Source organism: Promicromonospora sukumoe 327MFSha3.1 (assembly GCF_000385135.1).
Taxonomy (GTDB): domain Bacteria; phylum Actinomycetota; class Actinomycetes; order Actinomycetales; family Cellulomonadaceae; genus Promicromonospora; species Promicromonospora sukumoe_B.
This window is the reverse complement of sequence record NZ_ARQM01000011.1, coordinates 365,921-385,979: the sequence shown is the minus strand read 5'-3', so window position 1 is coordinate 385,979 and position 20,059 is coordinate 365,921. Positions and strand designations below refer to the sequence as shown.

The window sequence follows — 20,059 nt, the reverse complement described above, 5'->3', positions numbered from 1 at the left end:
TGAGAACCATCGGTGCGCATGGGTGATCAGGGCAGAGTTGCCGTGGTCCGTTCGCCGTCGGGCCAGGTCACGAGGGCCTGGTCGCCGGTGAGTTCGAGGTGCGGCGCCGCGGGCGGCGCCGGGTCCTGCGGGTCGCCGGCGGCGCGCCCGAGGTGGACGCCGACGGCGGTCCAGCCCTCCGGCACCGGGGCGTACCGCAGCCAGGGGGTGGTGCTCGGTCCCGCGAGAGGCGTGGCGTCGTCGTCGACGGTCGATCCGCTGAGCGGGGCGATGTCGCCGAGCAGCGGCACCAGGGTCGAGCCGAGGCCCGGGCCGGCGGCCCAGCCGCCGATCCGGAGCGCCGTCGCCCGGGCGTCGAGCCCGTCCGCGACCCGCACCAGCCGGACCTCCCAGGCGCCGCGGACGATCGACACGGTGGTGACCCGCCCGGCCGTCGTCGCCGTACCCGGCCGCCCGGACCCGTGGTCGGGCGCGGAGCGGTCCTCCTCCAGCCAGTGCGCGTCGGCGACCGAGGCGAGGACGGCGGCGGGGGTCTCGACGGGCTCGGGCAGCGGGAGCCGCTCGAAGCCCGCGCGGTGGGTGGCGCGGTCGGCGACGTCGAGCAGCACCACCGACTGGTCCACCGGCGAGAGCCACGCGTCGCGGTCCAGGAGCGGGGACGCCGCCGTCGAGTAGCCGAGGCGTGCGTACAGCGGCGAGTCGCCGCCGCCGGACCCGGGCAGCGCGTGGTCCGTGCCGTGGTTGATCACGCGCACGATGCCGTCGTCGCGCGTGGCGCTGATCGCCCAGCCGGGTGCGGCCGCGACGGTGAGCACGTCGCCGACGTCGACCGGGAGCGGCTCCGGCGCCGCCGTCCACACCTCGTGCGAGGCGGGCAGGGCCAGGCCGAGCAGCCCCTTGCTGGCCCAGTACGGCGAGCCGGTGCCGCTGTACCGCTGCGCGAGTGGACGCCACGGCTGGTGCCAGCCGAGGGTCAGGAGGCCGTCGTCGCCCGGCACGTCGTGGTCGGCGAAGTGCCGCACGATGCGGGTCGCCGCCTCCCGGAGCTGGCCCGGCCGGCCCACGCCCGACACGGCGCCGGCCCAGAACGGGGCGGCGGCCGCGAAGCGGTAGGTGAGGCTGCGGCCCTGCAGCAGCGGGGAGCCGTCGGCGCCGACCAGCGCCAGCGCGTCGTCCAGGTACCGCGCGAGGTGCTCGCGGTCCGACGCCGAGCGGGTGGCCAGGTCGTCGCCCGCGGCCTGCGCGACCTCGGCCGCGCCGGTCATCCGCGCCCACATGGCCGAGTAGAGGTGCAGCGCCCAGCCCGTGTAGTGGTCGAAGCTGCGCTCGGGGCCGTCGGCGAACCAGCCGCCGGGCCGGACGAACCGGTCGTGCGCCGCGAGGTCGCGCGCGACGTCGTCGGCGGAGAACGGGCCGCCGACCGAACGCAGGAAGGTCTCCACGACGATGCGGAACCAGACCCAGTTGTTGTCCGGGTAGCCCTCGTCGCCCACGACCGAGGCGAGGTAGTCGACCAGGTGCTCCTGGGCCGACGGCGCCAGGCGGTCCCAGATCCAGGGGCGCGTCAGGTCGAGGATCAGGGCCAGCGAGGCCGCCTCGACCTTGGCCTGGCTGTGCTCGTCCGGCCGGACCCACCGCTCGGGGTGCGCGGGGTCGGCGCCCGCGGTCAGCCCTGCCGCGTACCGCTCGGCGAGGCCGGTCGGGTCCGCGCCGTCCTCGCCCGCGAGCCGGAAGCCGGCCAGCAGGAACGTGCGCGCGAAGCCCTCGAGCCCGTCGACGGCGGTGCCGTAGCCGCCGGGCGTGCCCGGCAGCGTGATGAGCGAGCCGGTCGACGACGCGTAGGGCTCGACGGCGGCGAGCAGCCGGTCGGCGTAGCCGGTCAGCCAGGCCCGGGCCTCGGGGCCGGACGCCCCTGCGCCGGACGGACGGAAGGAAGCTGTGTGGTCGGTCATGCGACGAACTCCATGTCCTCGCGGGTCACGGCGCTGCGGGACGACTCGCCCCGGGCGTAGCGCTCCAGCTCGTCGAGCGCGGCCGCCGTCATGCGGCGCGCCTCCGTGCCGAGCGACCCGGCGATGTGCGGTGTGATCATGACGTTGGGCAGGTCGTACAGCACGGACGACGCCGGCAGCGGCTCCGGCTCGGTGACGTCGAGCATCGCGTAGATGCGGCCCGTGGAGCACTCGCGCTCCAGCGCCGCGGTGTCGACCACGGTGCCGCGCGCGGTGTTGATCAGCGTGGCGCCGTCGGACAGCAGGGCAAGCTCGCGAGCACCGATCAGGTTGCGCGTCGAGGGCAGTTCCGGGGCGTGCAGGGAGACGATGTCGGACGCCGCCAGCAGCTCGTCGAGCGGCACCAGCCGCGCGCCGGCGTCGGCCACGGCGGCCGCGTCCGCGAACGGGTCCGCCACGAGGATCTCGCGTGTCTCGGGACCGGAGCCCGGCACGGTCAGGCGCGCCACGACCTGGCGGCCGGTCCGGGAGAAGCCGACGATGCCGACCACGCGGTCCCGGTTGGACAGGTCGCCGTGCTCGTCCAGGTAGGACCAGTCGTCGCGGCGCTTGCGGGCGATGTTCGCGAGGAACGGCGCCTTCTTGCCCGCCATCAGGATCGCGGCCACCGTGAACTCCGCGACCGGCAGCGCGTTCTCGGCCACGGCGTTGGTCACCAGCAGCCCCCGGTCCCAGACCGCGTCGGACACGAGCGACCGGACCGAGCCCGCGCAGTGCACGACCGCGCGCAGGTTGGGCGCGAGCTCGAGGACCTCGGAGGTGAGCCGGGGCGCGCCCCACGAGGTGACGAGCACCTCGACGTCGGCCAGCCGGGCCTTGGCCTCGGGCGTGTCGTAGGAGGTCACCCGAGCGGTCTCACCGAGACTCGCGATCGCACGCAGCCGGGAGTCCTCGTCCGGGCCGAACTGCATTCGCAGTGCCCGATCGTCCATGACGAGCAGGGCTTCAGGTCGCCGCACCACCGCGCTCCTCTCCATCGAGTCCGCGTCCACCTGACCGTTCAGGCGAACAATTCCGATCACCTACGATCGGACGATGGCCCATTGAAGCCCACCAGACCGGCCGTTGGCAAGCCCTGGCGCTCGGCGAAGAGTTCCTATACGATCATTTTCGATCATTGGAGATACGAACATGACAGCAGCGTCGCTGCCCGCGCCCGACGTGTCGGCCCGGGACCACTGGGCCGCCGGGCACGTGGTGAGCGCCCTCGCACCCACGCTCGCCAGGGCGGATGCCGAGCGCGGCACCCCGTGGCCGCAGCCGCTCGCCTCGCACTACGCCCGGTTCTTCCGCGACGGCGACCGCACGGTCTACGAGGCGCAGGTCGCCGCCCGGCAGGCACGGCTGACCCGAGCCACGCTCGCGGCGCTCGTCGACCCGCGTCACGGCCTGGTCGACGAGGTGGTCGACGGCGTGCTGCTGCTCTGCGAGCAGTCGAGCTGGTGCTGGGCCTCGCACGACGACACGTTCGAGCGGTTCGGCCGCGTCACGCCCACCGTGACCGAGCCCCACCTCGACCTCGGCGCGGGGGAGGTCGCGGCGCAGCTCGCGTGGATCGACCACCTGCTCGGCCCGGCCCTCGACGAGCGCGCGCCCGGCGTGCGCTGGCGCGTCCGGCACGAGACGCAGGCCCGGGTGCTGCGCCCGTTCACCGACCGGCGGGACTGGTGGTGGCTCGGCGTCGACCACCCGATCATGAACTGGAGCCCCTGGATCCAGGGCAACGTGCTCGCCGCCAACCTCGCACTGGAGGACGACCCCGACCGCCGCGCGGCCACCACCGCGCTCGTGGCGGAGGGCATCGCCGCGTACTGGGCCTCCCTGCCCGCCGACGGCGGGGTGGACGAGGGCTACCACTACTGGTGGCACGGCGCGGCCCGCGCGCTGGAGGCGCAGGACCTGCTGACGTTCGCGGGCACCGACCCCGCGCCCGAGGCGCTGGACCGCATCCGCGCGACCCTGGCCTTCCCGCACGCCATGCACCTGGGCGGCAGCTGGTACGTCAACGTGGCCGACGGCGCCGCGCGGCCGCTCGCGACCTGGCCCTGGAACGTCGTGCACACGTGGGCGCAGCGGGTGGGCGACGCGGCGGCGGCGCAGCACGCGGCGTCGTACCGCGGGCAGCCCGGCGGGCTGTTCGACGAGCGCGCCTCCCTGCCCCGCGCGGTCGGCCTGCTGTCCGGGTCCTGGGTGGACGCCCCGGCCACCGCGCCGCCGCTGGTGGGCCGGGCCACGTTCCCGGCGACCGGGATCGCCGTCGCGCGCACCGCACCGGGCTCGACACGCGGGCTCGCCGTGTCGGTCAAGGGCGGGCACAACGACGAGAACCACAACCACGTGGACGTCGGCTCGGTGATCGTGGCCCTCGACGGCGTGCCCGTCGTGGTCGACGCCGGCAAGCCCACCTACCGCGCCGGCACCTTCGGCCCCGACCGGTACGACCTGTGGGTGGTGCGCGGCGACTGGCACAACGTCCCGCGGGTGCGCGGCGTGGAGCAGGCCCCGGGCCCGGAGTTCGCCGCGAGCGCCTTCGAGGTGTCGGACGGCGTAGCCGTGGCTGGCGTCGGTGCCGGCACCGACACCGAGCCGCCCGCGGGCTGGCGGGCGCGGGTCGAGCTGGCCGGCGCGTATCCCGTCGCCGGGCTGGAGCAGTGGTGGCGCGAGGTGACGCTGGACCCGGCCGTCGAGGCCGTGACGGTCGAGGACTCCTGGCGGTTCACGGACGCGGCCCCGGACGCGGTCCCGGCCAGGTCCGTCGAACCCGTCGCGCCGACGGCGTGGCACTGGATGCTCGCGGGCGACGTCGAGCTCACGCCTGGCCGCGCGGTCGTCAGGTTCGCCCCGGACGACGCCCCGGCTCGCCGCGCACTCGCGATCACGTGGGATCCTCAGGCCGTCGACGCCGCGGTCGACGTGCGTGCGCTGGACGACCCGGAGCTGACCGCCGTATGGGGTGAACACCTGAACCGGTTGCGGCTCACGGCGCGCGCAGAGGCGCCGTCGGGCCAGTTCCGGGTAACCATGAGACCCACCGGGTCGGGATCGCAGGAGGTCGCATGACGCAGGAAGCGCCGCTCCCGAGCGAGCGTCGGGCACGCCTGATCGCACGGGTGCGGGAGACGGGCTCGGCGCGGGTGAGCGACCTGTCGCGCGTGCTCGGTGTGACCCCCGTGACCGTGCGGCGCGACCTCGCGCTGCTCGTGGCCGAGGGCACGCTGGAGAAGGTGCACGGGGGCGCCCGCATCCCGGCGCGCGGCACCGGCACCAACGGCGGCTCCGGGAGCGGCGGCGGCCTGGGCGCCCGCACCGGGGCGAGCACCGGCGTCCCCCTGCCGGAGGGCATGTTCGCGGGCGACGACGAGCGGCCGACCATCGGCATGGTCGTGCCCTCGCTGGACTACTACTGGCCCGAGGTGATCCGCGGCGCGCGGGCCGCCGCGCACGACACGGCGCGGCTGATCCTGCGGGGCGGGTCGTACGACGCGGACCAGATCCGGCACCAGCTCGCGGCGCTCGTCAGCGACGACGGCGGCCCCGGGGTCGACGGCCTGCTGGTGGCCCCGCCCGTCGACGGCCCGGACGCCACAGACCTGGCCGACTGGCTCGCGGGCCTGGACCTGCCGGTGGTGCTGATGGAGCGGCGCCTGGTGGGCGGGCCCTACCGCGAGCCGCTGGAGTCCGTGGCGACCGACCACGCGCTCGGCTCGGGCACGGCCGCCCGGCACATCGCGGAGCGGGGACACAAGCGCGTGGGCCTGGTGACGTCGCGGACCAGCCCGCACTCGGCGGCCGTCCGCCGCGGCTTCCTCGCGGCGGCGGCGGACCTGGAGTTCGACGTGGTGCTCGACCTGGAGACCGATCCGCTGGCCGGCGCGGCGTGGGCCACCGACGCCGCGGCCGTGCTGGACGAGTGCACGGAGACGGGCGTGACGGCGGTCCTGGTGCACTCCGACCGGGAGGCGATCTCGCTGGTGGAGCTCGCGCGGGAACGCGGCATGCGGGTGCCCGCGGACCTGGCGGTGGTCGCCTACGACGACGAGGTGGCCGCCCTGGCCGACCCGCCGCTCACCGCGGTGAGCCCGCCCAAGGCCGCGATCGGCGCGGCCGCGGTGGAGCTGCTGACGCGTCGGCTCGCGGACGCCGACCGCCCGGTGCACCGGATCGAGCTGAGCTCCCGGCTGATCGTGCGCGCGTCGAGCGGCGACTGACCCCGACCACGCCCCGGCAAGATCGCGGGCCTCGGGCCTCGGGGAGAACCTCACTCCGCGGGGTGGGTAACGGAGACGTAGCACTGCTCCGTCTCCGTTACCTCCTCGGACGCACAGGTGTTTCCCCGGACCGGCCTCGGCCCGCGCGCTCGGTCAGTGGCCGGTGACCGACGCCGGGTCGTACCGACGCAGCGTGACGCTCGCGCGCACGACGTCGCGCAGCGCCGTCAGGTCGCCCGACAGCACGCCCACCGCACGGGCCTGCACCAGCACGTTGCCGAGCGCCGTCGCCTCGACGGGCCCGGCGATCACGGGCAGCCCGGCTGCCTCGGCCGTGAGCCGGCACAGCAGCTCGTTCCGCGAGCCGCCGCCCACCACGTGCACGGCGTCCACGGCCACACCGGCCAGGGACGACGCGTCCGCGATCGCCCGCGCCGAGGAGGCCGCGAGGCTGTCGAGGACAACCCTGACCAGGGCGGGCCGCGCGGCGGGTCCGTCCACCGGCAGGTCGACCCCGAGGCGCGCGGCGGCGTCGGACACCCGGCGCGGCATGTCGCCCGGCGCGAGGAACTCGCCGCCGTCCACGTCGACCAGGCAGCGGCCGCCGGGCTCGGCCGAGGCCGCCGCCAGCAGGGCGGACAGGTCGACGGGCGCGCCGTCGTCGTGCGCCCAGGACCGGACGCACTCGTCCAGCACCCAGAGGCCCATGACGTTGTGCAGGTAGCGCACGGTCCCGTCCAGGCCGAGCTCGTTCGTGAAGTTCGCGGCTCGGCTCGACTCGGTGAGCACGGGCTCGGGCAGCTCCAGCCCGACCAGCGACCACGTGCCCGACGAGATGTACGCCGCGGACTCCCCCAGCGGCGCCGCTGCCACGGCGGACGCCGTGTCGTGCGATGCGACGGCGAGCACCGGCACCTCGCCGAGCCCGGTCGCCTCCCGCACCTCGGGCACCAGGTGCCCGACGACGGTGCCCGGCTCCACGAGCTCCGGCAGCTTGTCGCGGAGCCCGGCGAGCGGGGGGTACTCGGCCGCCAGCCGGTCCAGGAGCTCGGCCGACCAGGTGCGCGAGGTCGCGTCGAGCAGGCCCGTCGTGGACGCGTTGGTCACCTCCGCGACACGGCGGCCCGTGAGCCAGAAGGTGATCAGGTCGGGCACCAGCAGCAGGTCCCGTGCGCGTCCCCACTCCCCGCCCGAGCCCACCCCGTCGCGGGTCGAGCCTGTCGAGACCCCCGCCACCAGCTGGAACTCGGTGGTGAACTGCAGGTGCTGCAGCCCGTTGACCGCGTAGTGGTCGGCAAACGGGATACGCCGGTACACCTCGTCGGCGACCGCATCGGTGCGGGGGTCGCGGTAGCAGAACGGGTCCGCCACCAGGTCCCCGGAGTCGTCGAGGAACGCGTGGTCCACGGCCCACGCGTCCACGCCGATCCCTCGGACCGCGACGCCGCGCTCCCGCGCGACGTCGCCGGCGGACCGGAGCCCGTCGAGGATGCCGCGCCACAGCGCGCGCACGTCCCAGCGGAGCGCGCCGTGCTCGTCGGGCACGGGCCCGTTCGCGAACCGCCCGCACTCCACGAGCTCGACCCGTGGAGCGCCGTCGACGCCCCCCGCCGGCCGAGCCGCCCCCTCCGCCGGTCGAGCCTGTCGAGACCCGTCCCGCACGATCCCCAGCATCACCCGGCCGCTCGTCGCGCCCAGGTCGACCGCGACGAACCCGGTCTCGACAAGCTCGACCCGCGAGGACTCGCTCACCGCAGGAACGCCGCTGCCACGCCCGCGTCCACCGGGACGTGCAGGCCCGTCGTGTGCGAGAAGTCGGAGGTGCAGAGCGCGAACACGGCGTTCGCCACGTTCTCGGGCAGCACCTCGCGCTTGAGCAGGGTGCGCTGCGCGTAGAACTCGCCGAGCTTCTCCTCGGGCACGCCGTACACGGCCGCCCGGTTGGCGCCCCACCCTGAGGCGAAGATGCCCGAACCGCGCACCACGCCGTCGGGGTTCACTCCGTTCACGCGGATGCCGTACTGCCCCAGCTCTGCGGCGAGCAGCCGTACCTGGTGCGCCTGGTCGGCCTTGGTCGCGGAGTAGGCGATGTTGTTGGGCCCCGCGAACACCGAGTTCTTGGACGAGATGTAGACGATGTCGCCGCCCATGCCCTGGTCCACGAGCACCCGCGCCGCTTCACGTGAAACCAGGAACGAGCCCTTGGCCATCACGTTGTGCTGCAGGTCCCAGTCGGCCTCGGTGGTCTCGAAGAGCGATCGCGACAGCGACAGCCCCGCGTTGTTCACCACGAGGTCCACGCCGCCGAACGCCAGCACGGCCTCCTGGATCCCGGCCCGCACGGCTGCCTCCGAGGACACGTCCACGGCCACGCCGATCGCGACGTCCGCCGACCCGAGCTCGGCCGCAGCGGCCGCCGCCTTCGAGGCGTCGAGGTCGGCCACCACCACGCACGCGCCCTCTGCCGCCAGCCGGGCGGCGATCGCCTTGCCGATGCCCGACGCCGCCCCGGTCACCAGCGCGACCCGGGTCGCCAGGGGCTTCGGCGCGGACATGCGCCGCAGCTTGGCCTCCTCCAGCGCCCAGTACTCGATGCGGAACTTCTCGGCCTCCGCGATGGGCGCGTACGTCGAGATGGTCTCCGCGCCGCGCATCACGTTGATCGCGTTCACGTAGAACTCGCCGGCCACGCGCGCCGTCTGCTTGTTGCGCCCGAACGAGAACATGCCGACGCCCGGGACCAGCACGATCGCCGGGTCGGCGCCGCGCATGGCGGGCGGCTCCTCACCGCGCGCCCGGGCCACGGCGGCGCCGCGCTCGTAGTAGGCGGCGTAGTCGGCGCGGTAGGCCTCGTGCGCGGCCCGCAGCGCGGTCACGGTCTCCTCCACCGTGGCCGACGTCGGGACGTCCACGACCAGCGGCTTCACCTTGGTGCGCAGGAAGTGGTCGGGGCAGCTCGTGCCGAGCTCGGCGAGCGGGAGCAGCCGCTCGCGCGCGACGAAGTCCAGCACGGGCTCCGAGTCGGTGAAGTGGCCCACCTGCGGTGCGTCGACGCTGGCCAGGCCGCGGATCACGGGGGCGAGCGCGGCCGCCCGGGCGCGCCGCTCGGCGTCGGGCAGCGGCTCGTAGCCCGGCCGGACCGCCCCGAAGGCGTGGGTGTCGCGGGCCTCGGCCCGGGCCGCGATGAACTCCTCGGCCCGCCGGATGATCGAGAGGGACCGCTCCTCGGCCTCGGCCGAGGTGTCGCCCCACGCCGTGATGCCGTGACCGCCGAGGACGCAGCCGACGGCCTGCGGGTTCGCCGCCTTGATGGCCGCGATGTCGAGGCCGAGCTGGAAGCCCGGACGGCGCCAGGGCACCCACACGACCTCGTCGCCGAAGATCTCACCGGTGAGCTTCTCGCCGTCGGCGGCCGCGGCGATCGCGATGCCGGCGTCGGGGTGCAGGTGGTCCACGTGCGGCGCGTCGACCAGGCCGTGCATCGCTGTGTCGATCGACGGCGCCGCGCCGCCCTTGCCGTGCAGGCAGTAGTCGAACGCGGCGACCATCTCGTCCTCGCGCTCCTCGCCCGGGTACACGTCCACGAGGGCGCGCATCCGGTCGAGCCGCAGCACGGCCAGGCCCTGCTCGGTGAGCGTGCCGAGGTCGCCGCCGGAGCCCTTGACCCACAGCAGCTCCACGGGCTCGCCCGTCACCGGGTCGGTGGCAGTGCCCTTCGCGGAGGTGTTGCCGCCCGCGTAGTTGGTCACCCGCGGGTCGGAGCCCAGGCGGTTCGACCGGCCCACCAGGTCCTGGACCACGCTGCCCTCGACCACACCGGATCCGCTGACGTCGTTCATGCTCCCCATCCCGCCTGCGCGCCACCGACGCGCTCCTGTGCGATCTTCTCGGCATAGCCCGACGCCGCGAAGGCCGCGGTCGGGTTCGGGTCCAGCCCCATCTCCTCGCGCACCTGCGCGACAAGCGGCCGGACGTCGGTGTCGTACGCGTCCATGAGCACGCCGTGCGCGCCGAGCACGTCGCCGGCGAGCTGCGCGGCCTCCAGCGCCTCGACGTCGACGAGCAGCGCCTTGGCCGTCGCCTCCTGGACGTTCATGACCGACCTGATCTGCGCGGGGATCTTGGGCTCGATGTTGTGGCACTGGTCGAGCATGAAGTTGACCCCGCTGTCCGGGGCGTGCGCGCCCGCGGACACGATCTCGTGCATGATCCGGAACAGCTGGAACGGGTCCGCGGCGCCGACCATGAGGTCGTCGTCGGCGTAGAACCGGCTGTTGAAGTCGAAGGCGCCGAGCCGGCCCTGGCGCAGGAGCTGCGCCACGATGAACTCGATGTTGGTGCCGGGCGCGTGGTGGCCCGTGTCGAGCACGACCTTGGCCCGGTCGCCGAGCGCCATGACGTGCAGCAGGGAGGTGCCCCAGTCCGGCACGTCGGTCACGTAGAAGGCCGGCTCGAAGAACTTGTACTCGAGCACCATGTGCTGGTCGTCGTCGAGGGCGGCGTAGATCTCGGCGAGCGACTCGGCGATCCGGTCCTGACGGGCGCGGATCGAGTCCTGGCCGGGGTAGTTGAGGCCGTCCGACAGCCAGACCTTGAGGTCCTTGGACCCCGTGGCGCGCATGACGTCGATGCACTGCTTGTGGTGGTCCACGGCCTTGGCGCGCACCCGCGGGTCCGGGTGGGCCAGGGAGCCCAGCATGAAGTCCTCGTCCTGGAAGACGTTCGAGTTGATCATGCCGATCGTGACGCCCAGGTCTTCGGCGTGCCGGGCGAGCGCGCCGAAGTCGTCCACCAGGTCCCACGGGATGTGGAGGCTGACGCGCGGCGCCACCCCGGTGTACTGGTGCACCTGTGCGGCGTCGGACAGCTTCTCGAACGGGTCACGCGGCACGCCGGGCTGGCTGAAGACCTTGAACCTCGTGCCCGAGTTGCCGAACGCCCAGGACGGCAGCTCGATCGTCTGCTGCCGGAGCGCCGACCTGGCCGCCTCGACACGTGTGGATGCCGCCATGGCGTCCTCCCTCTCCGCGCACGCCCTCGTGCGCACCTTGAAACGATTCATTCAGACCCTAGTCCGCGACCGGCGAGGTGGTCAAGAGATCCCGGAGGCGAACCGATGCGATCGGCAGAACGTCAGGTGGTCGGCAGGACATCAGATGGTCGGTAGAACGTCAGGTGGTCGGCAGCCCGAGCTGCCGACCACCTGACGTTCTACCGACCACGCGGATCCGGGCGCGCGCCGCACCGCGCGCCGCACCGCGCGCCGCACCGCGCCTCAGTACCGGGCGTCCGCCCGCGTCAGGTACGACTGGGAGCTGATCAGCGACCGGCGCAGGTCGGCCTCCGAGTACTTGCCAACGATGCGGTCCGTCCACAGGGTCAGCTGGGCCGACGTCGGCTGGACGCCCAGGTAGTGCTGGTACGTGGCCTTGACGCGCACCCCCACCGCCGCCCGGCTCTCCCACAGCGCCTCGACGACGCCCTGCCGGCCCAGCGACCCGACCTTCGCCGCCCAGACCTTGCGCTCGTGGGCCGTCGGGCTGCGCTTCAGGATGTGCTGGTACAGCGCCGTCACGTAGGTGCCGTTGGTGCCGCCCTTCTTCTTGTAGTAGAGCGGGTTCATCAGCAGGTAGGGCTCCACCTCGTCGACCGTCCGCACGCCCTTCTTGATCCCTGCGACGTGGCCGGACAGCTGGGTGGACGTCGGCGCGTAGCCCAGCGTGCCCCGGAACGCCGCGATGATCCGCGCCTTGCGGTACGAGTCGGACTTCTCCATGGCCTCGGCGAGCACGCCCCCGCCGCTGACCGAGACCTTGTACTCCCAGGACGCGATCTGCGCGGCGGTCGCCTCGCTGCCGACGCTGTCCTTGTACACGGCCTGGACCAGGTTCGTGTACTCCTCCGCGACGGGGTCCTGCGGGGCGTACTGCTTCGCGTACACGGCCGCCTGGTCCTGGATCCCCGCGAGCAGCGGGTAGGCGAGCGCGCCCGGGCACTCGGTCTGGTGGGTGTCGCGGTGGCCGAAGACCCGCTGCAGCGTCACCTTGTCGCCCGCGTCGTACCGCCCGCCGTCGGTGTGGCCGGCGGCGGTGAGGACCGTCTTCTCGTCCGGGTTCACGCCGTACTTCGCGAGCCGGCTCCCGATGATCCTGGCCACGCCGTCCTGCTGGGCGGCCGAGGGCTTCACGCCCTCCGCGCTCGTGTAGGTGCCCACCATCGCGACGCCGACCGTGCCGGTGTTGAAGCCGCCGGTGTGGGCGCCGATGATCGGCTCCTCGATGCTGCCGTCGGCGCCCTCGTAGATGTTGCCCCACTTGTCGACCAGGAAGTTGTAGCCGATGTCGCACCAGCCGTGCGTCTGCTGGTGGTACGCCTGGTCGTTGCGGATGGCCTGCATGGCCTCGGCCACGGTCGTGTAGTCGTTGGGGTTCACCGTGTGGTGCACGGCGGCGGCCTTGAGGCCGCCCCCCGCGGGGAACCAGGTGGGTCCGGTGCCCGGCTCCAGGCAGCGTGGCGCGGCGCCCCACTCCTCGCGCGTGATGATCGTGGGCCCGTTCGTCGCGGCCGACGGCGCCACCGCGCCGGACGTCGTCGCCGCGGCCGTGGTGACCTGGGCCGACGAGACCAGGCTGAGCTCCACGCCGGCCGGGAACTCGGCGGCCTCGTCCACCGTGGCGAGCTGGACCGCGTCCGCCTCGCCCACGTACACCGGCGCGGAGGTCACGACCGCGGAGCCGCCGTCGGCGTCGTCCGTGGACTTCTCCAGGTGGCTCCACCCGCTCCAGGTCCCGTCGGCGGCGCGGGTGCGCACCTGCATCTCGGGCACGGCCTGGTCGATCTCGGCCGGCCACGACAGCCCGACCGTCTGGAACCCCTCCGGCACCTCGATGGCGCCGGCGATCCGGCCGTCGGCGTCGGCGGTGTCGAGCACGACGGCGCCGTCGGCGGCCGTGGCGGTCTCTGTCGCCTGCTCCGGGTCCGTGCCGGTGACGTCGTCGACCACGGCAGCCTGCTCGACCGGGGCCGCGGACACCTCGACGGTCTCGACCTGCGCCTCCGTCGTGCCGACGTCGGGCAGGGCGGAGTCGGCGGACGCCGCGATGCCCTCGGGCTCCAGGGACGGCTGCGTCGTCAGCGCCGTCGCCGCCGGGGCGAGCGCGCCGCCGAGCACCATCGCCGGCGCCACGCCCAGGATGATCGTGCGCCCCACGACGGTGCTCGCGAGCGTCGGCCTGCCCGCACCGTCCCGGGAGTCCTGCTTCGACCGCGATGCGGGTGCCGCCACGTGCCGAGCCACTGATGTCCTCCTCGCGTCAGAACGCGTCGGCCGCAAGGGGGCCGACGCGAAGAACAGGCTGACGCTAGTGGTGAACGACCCGGTTGCCGCGGCCTTTCACCCGGGAGGAGCGGGTGATCTTCCGATACGAACCATGGGTCGCGACCTGGGTTCCGGCGGTCGAGCTTGTCGAGACCTCACCAGGTCTCGACAAGCTCGACCGCCGGGAGCTCAGGACTCGACCGCCGGAGCTCAGGACTCAGAAGTCGAAGTCGTCGATGTTGCTCTTGTCGAACACGAACGGCTCGCCGAGCACGACCACGCCGTCGGCACCCACGGTGTACTCACCGAGCCGGCCGGCCTCGAAGGTGTCGCCCTCCGCCCCCGTGATGTCGCCCGCCACCAGGGCCGCGGCGGCCTCGGTCGCCAGGTAGCCCAGGTCGTTCGGGTTCCACAGCGCGAACGCCTCGACCGTGCCGTCCTCGACGTACTCGCGCATCTGGTTGGGCGTGCCGAGGCCGGTGATCGCGACCTTGCCCTTGTACTCGGACGTCGAGACGTACCGCGCGGCCGCCGCGATGCCGACGGTCGTGGGCGACACGATCCCCTTCAGGTCCGGGTGCGACTGCAGCAGCGCGGCGGTCTTGTCGAACGAGGTCTGGTCGTCGTCGTCACCGTAGGCGGTCTCCACGAGCTCGATGTCCGGGTAGTCGGACGCCAGCTTCTCCTCCATCAGCTTGATCCACGCGTTCTGGTTGGTCGCGTTGGCCGACGCCGACAGGATGGCGATCTCACCCTCGCCGCCGATCTGGTCGGAGATGAGCTCGAGCTGCTTGTCCGCGATGCCCTCGGCCGAGGCCTGGTTCACGAACAGGTCGCGGAACTGGGGCTCGGTGTCGGAGTCGAAGGTGACCACCTTGGTGCCCGCCGACTTCGCCTCGTCGAGCGCGTCACCGATCGCCGTCGGGTCGTTGGCCGAGACGATCAGCGCGCTCACGCCCTGCTGGGCGGCGGTGTTGATGAACGGGACCTGCGAGTCGGGGGACGCCGTGTCCGGCCCCACCTCCTCGACGGTGGCGCCGAGCTCGCCGGCCGCCTCCTGGGCCCCGGCGGTCGACGCCTCGAAGTACGGGTTGCCGAGGTTCTTGGGCAGCATGGTCATGGTGACGTCGCCGGACGCGCCGCTCGCGCCGCCGTCACCACCGTCCCCGCCGTCGCCCCCGGAACCGCAGGCGGCCAGCCCGACCGCCAGCACAGCGGCCGTGCCGGCCGCGAGCACAGATGTGAGCTTCATCGTTCGTCTCCCTAGCTTCCGTGCCCGGCGGACGAGCGCCGTCGGACCCTGAGGCCCCCCGCGATGCGCGGGGCGACCACCGACACGACGAGCGCCGTGCCGATCACGATGTTGATGACGTTGACGGTGACGCCCTCCAGCCGCAGGGCGCTGCCGAGCACGCCGATCAGCAGCACGCCCGCGACCACCCCGTGGATGGCGCCGCGGCCGCCGAAGATCGACACCCCGCCCAGCAGCACCGCCGCCACGACCTGCAGCTCCAGGCCGGTCGCGTTGTCGCCGCGGGCGCTGCCGTAGCGGAGCGTGTAGTAGACGCCCGCGAGCGCCGAGACCGCCCCGGACAGCACGAACAGGATGAGCAGGGTGCGCTTGACGTCGACGCCGGAGAACCGGGCGGCCTCGCTGCTGCGGCCGATGTCGAGCACGTTCCGACCGAACGGGGTGGCGTGCAGCAGCACGGCGAAGACGGCGATCAGCAGGACCAGCCCGAGGGTGATCGCCGGCCAGGGCGACTCCCCCAGCTTCTCGGTGGCGCCGTCGGTCCAGGACTCGGGGAAGTCGGTCACTGCGGTGGTGCCCAGCAGTCCGACGGCGAGGCCGCGGTAGAGGGCGAGGGAGCCGATGGTGACCGCGAGCGACGGGAGGCCGCCGTAGGCGACGAGCGCCCCGTTGAGCGCGCCGCACACCGCGCCGAGCAGCACGGACGCGGGCAGCGCGAGCCACAGGTCGGCGCCGGCCTGGTGCAGCAGGCCGAAGGTGACGCTGGACAGTCCCACGACGGACGCGACCGACAGGTCGATCTCGCCGGTGGCGATGATCAGCGTCATGGGCAGCGCGATGAGCAGCACGGGGGCGACGTCGAGCACCAGGTAGGTGATGGTGAGCGGGCCGTCGAAGCCCTGCACGGTCGCGGAGGCGATGATCCAGGCCGCGACCAGGATCAGCACGGTCAGCATCTCGCGGGTGAGCAGCGCGCGCTGCCACCAGGGGCGGGCGTGGGTCCTCATCGGTTCGCCTCCTCGCGGTCGGCCGGTCCGTCTTCGCCGGGTTGGTCGGTGTCGCGTTCGGCCGCGAGGCGGTGGGAGCGCCGTCGGGCGAGCACGCGGTCCAGCGCGATGGCGCCGATGATGAGCGCGCCGACCACGGCGCGCTGCCAGAAGTCGGGGATGCCCACCACGGGCAGTGCGCGGTTGATGGTGAGCAGCAGCATCGCGCCGAGCGCGGCGCCCGCGACGGTGCCGCTGCCGCCGAAGATCGCGACACCGCCCACCACGACGGCGCCCACGACCTGGAGCTCGATGCCGAGCCCGGCGCCGGACGACACGGTGCCGTACCGGGCGGCGAACATGACGCCGGCCAGCCCGGCGAGCGCGCCGCCCAGGGCGAACGCCCCGAGCAGCCGGCGGCGCACGGGCAGGCCCTGCAGCTCGGCGGCGTCGGGGTCGGACCCGATCGCGTAGAGCTGCCGGCCGCCGCGCGCGGTGTACATGTAGTAGGCGACGACGGCCAGCACGACGGCGGCGACGATCGTCAGCACGGGGATGCCCAGCACCTGCTCGGTGCCCAGCGCGAGGAACGACCGGGGCATGTCACCGGCGTCGATCCGGTCGCTGCCGGCCCAGGTCAGCGCGATGCCGCGGTAGACGTACAGCGTGCCCAGCGTGATGACGAGCGCCGGCACGCGGGCGAACGCCACGATCGACCCGTTGACCAGCCCGAGCACGGCCCCGGCCGCGACGGCGACGAGCGCCACCACGACGATCGGCAGGTCGGGCGCCTCGATGAACAGGCGGCCGGTGAGGTACGCGGTCAGGCCCAGCACGGAGCCCACGGAGAGGTCGACGTTGCGGGTGATGACCACGACCGCCTGCCCCACGGCGAGCACCACGAGGATCGCGGGCGTGAGCAGCAGGTCGCGGAACCCGCCGGAGCTGAGCAGGAAGCCGGGCTGGATCGCGGTGGTCACGCCGATCACGACCAGGAGGGCGAGGGCGATTCCGGCCTCGCGGCGGCGCAGCAGGACGCTCATGCCGCGCCCTCCTGCCCGGCCGCGCCCGGCGTCGCGGCGCGCATCACGACCTCGGGGGTGGCCTCCGCCCGGCTCAGCTCGGCGGCGATCCGCCCCTCGCGGACCACGAGCACGCGGTCGGCCATGCCCAGCACCTCCGGCAGCTCGGACGAGATCATGAGCACGGCCAGCCCCTCGGCGGCCAGCGTGGACAGCAGCCGGTGCACCTCGGCCTTGGTGCCGACGTCGATGCCGCGCGTGGGCTCGTCGACGATCAGCACCTTGGGGCCCGTGGCCAGCCACTTGGCGAGGACGACCTTCTGCTGGTTGCCGCCGCTCATGGTCGTGGCCACCGCGTCGAGCGCCCCCGCCTTCACCGCGAGCCGGCCGGACCAGTCGCGTGCGAGGCGCGCCTCGGCGTCGGGCAGCAGGATGCCGAGGCGCGCCAGGCGCCGTCGGGAGACGGCCGAGACGTTGCGGGCCACCGACGACTCGGTGACCAGGCCCTCCAGCCGCCGGTCCTCGGGGACCAGGGCGAGGCCCGCGGCGATGGCCGCGGTCGGGTCGCCCGGGCGCAGGGTCCGCCCGCCGACGACGACGCGGCCGGCGTCGTACCGGTCGACGCCGAACACCGCGCGGGCGATCTCGCTGCGCCCCGCCCCGACGAGGCCCGCCAGGCCGACGATCTCGCCCGCGCGCACGTCGAAGGACACGTCGTGGAAGGTGCCCGTGGACTCCAGGCCCTCGACCCGGAGGACCACCTCGCCGGGCGTGCTCGGCACCTTGGGGTAGAGGTCGGCGACGGCGCGGCCGACCATGCGCCGCACCAGGTCGCCCGCCGTCACGTCGGCGACCGCGTCGGTGGACACGTGCTCGCCGTCGCGCATCACGGTGACGGTGTCGCAGAGGTCGGCGACCTCGTCGAGCCGGTGCGAGATGAAGACGACGGCGTGGCCGGCGTCGCGCAGGCCGCGGGCGACCGCGAAGAGCCGGCGCACCTCGACGGCGCTGAGCGCCGCCGTCGGCTCGTCCATGACGAGCAGCCGGGCGTCCAGGGAGATCGCCTTGGCGATCTCGACGATCTGCTGGTCCGCGATGGACAGCCCCTCGGCCGGACGGTCAGGGTCGAGGTCGACGCCGAGGTCGCGGAAGAGCTGCCGGGTCCCGGCCCGCATGACGCGGCGGTCGATCCGGCGGAACCGGCCGAGCGGCTCCCGGCCCAGGTAGATGTTCTCGGCGACCGTCAGGTCGGGAAAGCTCGCGGGCTCCTGGTGGATGACGGCGACCCCGGCCGCCTTGGCCTCGGCCGGGCCGCTGAAGTCGACGGGCTCGCCGTCGAGCTCGACCACGCCGGCGTCACGGCGGTGCACGCCGCCCACGATCTTGACCAGCGTGGACTTGCCCGCGCCGTTCTCGCCCACGAGCGCGTGGATGGTGCCGGGCTGGACGACCAGGGTGCCGGAGCGGAGCGCGGCCACGGGTCCGAAGGACTTGGCGACACCTTCCAGGCGCAGCGTCGGTGCGGCGTTCTGCATGTCTCTCCGTCGAGCTCTGCGGGCGGTCGGCATTGACCTGAATCACCCGTTTGAATCGTTCAAACAGATACTTCGGAAGATAGACCTGCCAGGTCAGAGCGTCAAGAACTTCCGGCGCGTCCGTTGCCGAGATGTGTCCTTTACGGAACTCTTTACCGATCAGGGGTGAACCTGCCCGCAGCGCACGGAGGTGGCCCGAGGACGTGTCGCCTCAGATCGGAGGCCAGGAATGAGCCAGCCAACGGCCGAGGAGCACGCAGCCCTCGGTGAGGAACCCACCGAGCTCAAGCGGGTCATGGGACCCAAGCTCCTCCTGCTCTTCATCGTCGGCGACATCCTTGGCACCGGCATCTACGCGCTGACCGGCAAGGTCGCCGCGCAGGTCGGCGGTGCGGCCTGGGCGCCGTTCATCGTCGCGTTCGCCATCGCGCTGATCACCGCCTTCTCGTACCTGGAGCTGGTGACCAAGTACCCCCGCGCCGCGGGCGCCGCGCTCTACACGCACAAGGCGTTCGGCGTGCACCTGCTGACGTTCATGGTCTGCTACACCGTCATGTGCTCCGGCATCACGTCGGCGTCGACCGCCTCCCGGGCGTTCGCCTCGAACCTCGCGGTGGGTTTCGGGCTCGACGAGTCGAACGCGACCCTGGTGATCACCATCGCCCTGGTCTTCATGGGCGTGGTCGCCGCGGTGAACCTGCGGGGCGTCGGCGAGAGCGTCAAGGCGAACATCTTCCTGACGCTCGTCGAGCTGTCCGGCCTGCTGCTCGTGATCCTGATCGGCTTCTACGCCGCGTTCGCCGGCCAGGTCGACTTCTCCCGGACCATCGTGTTCGAGGATCCCAACGACAAGGGCGCCTTCTTCGCCGTCACGGCGGCGACCGCCCTGGCCTTCTTCGCGATGGTCGGGTTCGAGGACTCGGTGAACATGGCCGAGGAGACGCACGACCCCGTCCGGAACTTCCCCAAGATGATGATCGCCGGCATCGGCATCACCGGGATCATCTACGTGCTCGTCTCGCTGTTCGCCGTGGCTATCGTGCCGGTCGGCGTGCTGGCGGAGAGCGACACCCCGCTCGTCACCGTGGTCGAGACCGCGGCACCCGGCATCCCGGCGGGCGACATCCTGCCCTTCATCTCGATGTTCGCGGTGGCCAACTCGGCGCTGATCAACATGCTGATGGCCAGCCGGCTGCTGTACGGCATGGCCAAGCAGAACGTGCTGCCCGGCGTGCTGGGGCGGGTCGGCGCCCGGCGTCAGACGCCGTGGGTCTCCATCCTGGTGACCACGGTCATCTCGTTCGGCCTGATCTACTTCGTCAGCCGGGACCCGGACAACGACGTCGTCGCCGCGCTCGGTGACACGACGGCGCTGCTGCTCCTGGGCGTGTTCGCCATCGTCAACGTCTGCGTGCTGGTGCTGCGCCGGGACCCGATCGACCGCCGGCACTTCGTGGCGCCGACGGTGCTGCCGATCATCGGCGCGCTCGCCTGCGCGTTCTTCGTGGGCCCGTGGACGGGGCGCGACCCGCTCACCTACACGATCGCCGGGTGGCTGCTCGGGATCGGCCTCGTGCTGTGGCTGCTGACGTGGATCACCAACCGGATCGTCGGCCAGCGCGGCGGGATCTCGGACATCGACGCCCTGAGCGAGCGCGAGGGTGGCGTGAACTAGCGCCGTCGTCCGACATCCCTTTTTCGAGGCCTAAGTTTCTTGTCTTTGGAT

13 protein-coding genes are annotated in these 20,059 nt (G+C 73.2%); 3 read left to right on the top strand and 10 right to left on the bottom strand.

The features are described 5' to 3' along the window. Nucleotides 1–26 precede the first annotated feature (26 nt). Both H291_RS30345 and H291_RS0115435 read right to left on the bottom strand, forming a co-directional pair. The gene (locus H291_RS30345) at nt 27–1,952 is read right to left on the bottom strand and encodes a DUF2264 domain-containing protein (protein WP_020015909.1); all 1,926 of its coding nucleotides are present in this window, start codon (nt 1,950–1,952) and stop codon (nt 27–29) included. Continuing rightward, nucleotides 1,949–2,971: a hydroxyacid dehydrogenase gene (locus tag H291_RS0115435; RefSeq protein WP_232216084.1), complete on the bottom strand. Its 1,023-nt coding sequence runs from the start codon at nt 2,969–2,971 to the stop codon at nt 1,949–1,951. Before H291_RS0115435 ends, H291_RS30345 begins: the two co-directional genes overlap by 4 nt. Nucleotides 2,972–3,143: 172 nt before the next feature. Here H291_RS0115435 and H291_RS30340 point away from each other — a divergent pair, with 172 nt between their 5' ends. Next, on the top strand, nt 3,144–5,072 hold the full coding sequence (locus tag H291_RS30340) for a heparinase II/III family protein (RefSeq protein WP_020015907.1): 1,929 nt from the start codon (nt 3,144–3,146) through the stop codon (nt 5,070–5,072). Next, nucleotides 5,069–6,220 carry a substrate-binding domain-containing protein gene (locus tag H291_RS0115425; RefSeq protein ID WP_020015906.1) on the top strand — a complete coding sequence of 384 codons (1,152 nt, stop codon included), beginning with the start codon at nt 5,069–5,071 and terminating at the stop codon, nt 6,218–6,220. Before H291_RS30340 ends, H291_RS0115425 begins: the two co-directional genes overlap by 4 nt. A 153-nt stretch (nt 6,221–6,373) precedes the next feature. On the opposite strand, the gene H291_RS0115420 is transcribed toward H291_RS0115425, so the two are convergent. From H291_RS0115420 to H291_RS0115385, 8 genes are all read right to left on the bottom strand, one after another. After that, entirely contained in the window at nt 6,374–7,972 is a 1,599-nt protein-coding gene (locus H291_RS0115420; RefSeq protein ID WP_020015905.1) for a rhamnulokinase, read from the bottom strand. Beyond that, on the bottom strand, nt 7,969–10,059 hold the full coding sequence (locus H291_RS0115415; protein WP_020015904.1) for a bifunctional rhamnulose-1-phosphate aldolase/short-chain dehydrogenase: 2,091 nt from the start codon (nt 10,057–10,059) through the stop codon (nt 7,969–7,971). The genes H291_RS0115420 and H291_RS0115415 overlap by 4 nt, the downstream gene beginning before the upstream one ends. Next, a complete protein-coding gene (gene rhaI, locus H291_RS0115410) occupies nt 10,056–11,231 on the bottom strand; it encodes an L-rhamnose isomerase (protein WP_020015903.1) in 1,176 nt (391 codons plus the stop codon). The genes H291_RS0115415 and rhaI overlap by 4 nt, the downstream gene beginning before the upstream one ends. 264 nt (nt 11,232–11,495) lie before the next feature. After that, nucleotides 11,496–13,505, bottom strand: a complete 2,010-nt coding sequence (locus H291_RS32650; protein ID WP_051109504.1) for a peptidoglycan recognition protein family protein — start codon at nt 13,503–13,505, stop codon at nt 11,496–11,498. Nucleotides 13,506–13,755: 250 nt separating this feature from the next. Next, nucleotides 13,756–14,790 carry a rhamnose ABC transporter substrate-binding protein gene (rhaS, locus tag H291_RS0115400; protein WP_026365792.1) on the bottom strand — a complete coding sequence of 345 codons (1,035 nt, stop codon included), beginning with the start codon at nt 14,788–14,790 and terminating at the stop codon, nt 13,756–13,758. 11 nt (nt 14,791–14,801) lie between these two features. Further along, entirely contained in the window at nt 14,802–15,797 is a 996-nt protein-coding gene (locus tag H291_RS30330) for an ABC transporter permease (protein ID WP_020015901.1), read from the bottom strand. Then, complete coding sequence (locus H291_RS30325) at nt 15,794–16,819, bottom strand: ABC transporter permease (protein ID WP_020015900.1); 1,026 nt, start codon at nt 16,817–16,819, stop codon at nt 15,794–15,796. The genes H291_RS30330 and H291_RS30325 overlap by 4 nt, the downstream gene beginning before the upstream one ends. Next, the gene (locus H291_RS0115385) at nt 16,816–18,333 is read right to left on the bottom strand and encodes a sugar ABC transporter ATP-binding protein (RefSeq protein WP_020015899.1); all 1,518 of its coding nucleotides are present in this window, start codon (nt 18,331–18,333) and stop codon (nt 16,816–16,818) included. The genes H291_RS30325 and H291_RS0115385 overlap by 4 nt, the downstream gene beginning before the upstream one ends. 229 nt (nt 18,334–18,562) lie before the next feature. Here H291_RS0115385 and H291_RS0115380 point away from each other — a divergent pair, with 229 nt between their 5' ends. After that, entirely contained in the window at nt 18,563–20,008 is a 1,446-nt protein-coding gene (locus H291_RS0115380) for an APC family permease (RefSeq protein WP_020015898.1), read from the top strand. Nucleotides 20,009–20,059: the final 51 nt, after the last annotated feature.

Excerpts from the sequence above, each read along its gene's own strand:
- H291_RS30345 (WP_020015909.1), bottom strand. The coding sequence starts at position 1,952 with ATGACCGACCACACAGCTTCCTTCCGTCCGTCCGGCGCAGGGGCGTCC.
- H291_RS30340 (WP_020015907.1), top strand. The coding sequence starts at position 3,144 with ATGACAGCAGCGTCGCTGCCCGCGCCCGACGTGTCGGCCCGGGACCAC.
- H291_RS0115425 (WP_020015906.1), top strand. The coding sequence starts at position 5,069 with ATGACGCAGGAAGCGCCGCTCCCGAGCGAGCGTCGGGCACGCCTGATC.
- H291_RS0115415 (WP_020015904.1), bottom strand. The coding sequence starts at position 10,059 with ATGAACGACGTCAGCGGATCCGGTGTGGTCGAGGGCAGCGTGGTCCAG.
- rhaI (WP_020015903.1), bottom strand. The coding sequence starts at position 11,231 with ATGGCGGCATCCACACGTGTCGAGGCGGCCAGGTCGGCGCTCCGGCAG.
- rhaS (WP_026365792.1), bottom strand. The coding sequence starts at position 14,790 with ATGAAGCTCACATCTGTGCTCGCGGCCGGCACGGCCGCTGTGCTGGCG.
- H291_RS30330 (WP_020015901.1), bottom strand. The coding sequence starts at position 15,797 with ATGAGGACCCACGCCCGCCCCTGGTGGCAGCGCGCGCTGCTCACCCGC.
- H291_RS30325 (WP_020015900.1), bottom strand. The coding sequence starts at position 16,819 with ATGAGCGTCCTGCTGCGCCGCCGCGAGGCCGGAATCGCCCTCGCCCTC.
- H291_RS0115385 (WP_020015899.1), bottom strand. The coding sequence starts at position 18,333 with ATGCAGAACGCCGCACCGACGCTGCGCCTGGAAGGTGTCGCCAAGTCC.
- H291_RS0115380 (WP_020015898.1), top strand. The coding sequence starts at position 18,563 with ATGAGCCAGCCAACGGCCGAGGAGCACGCAGCCCTCGGTGAGGAACCC.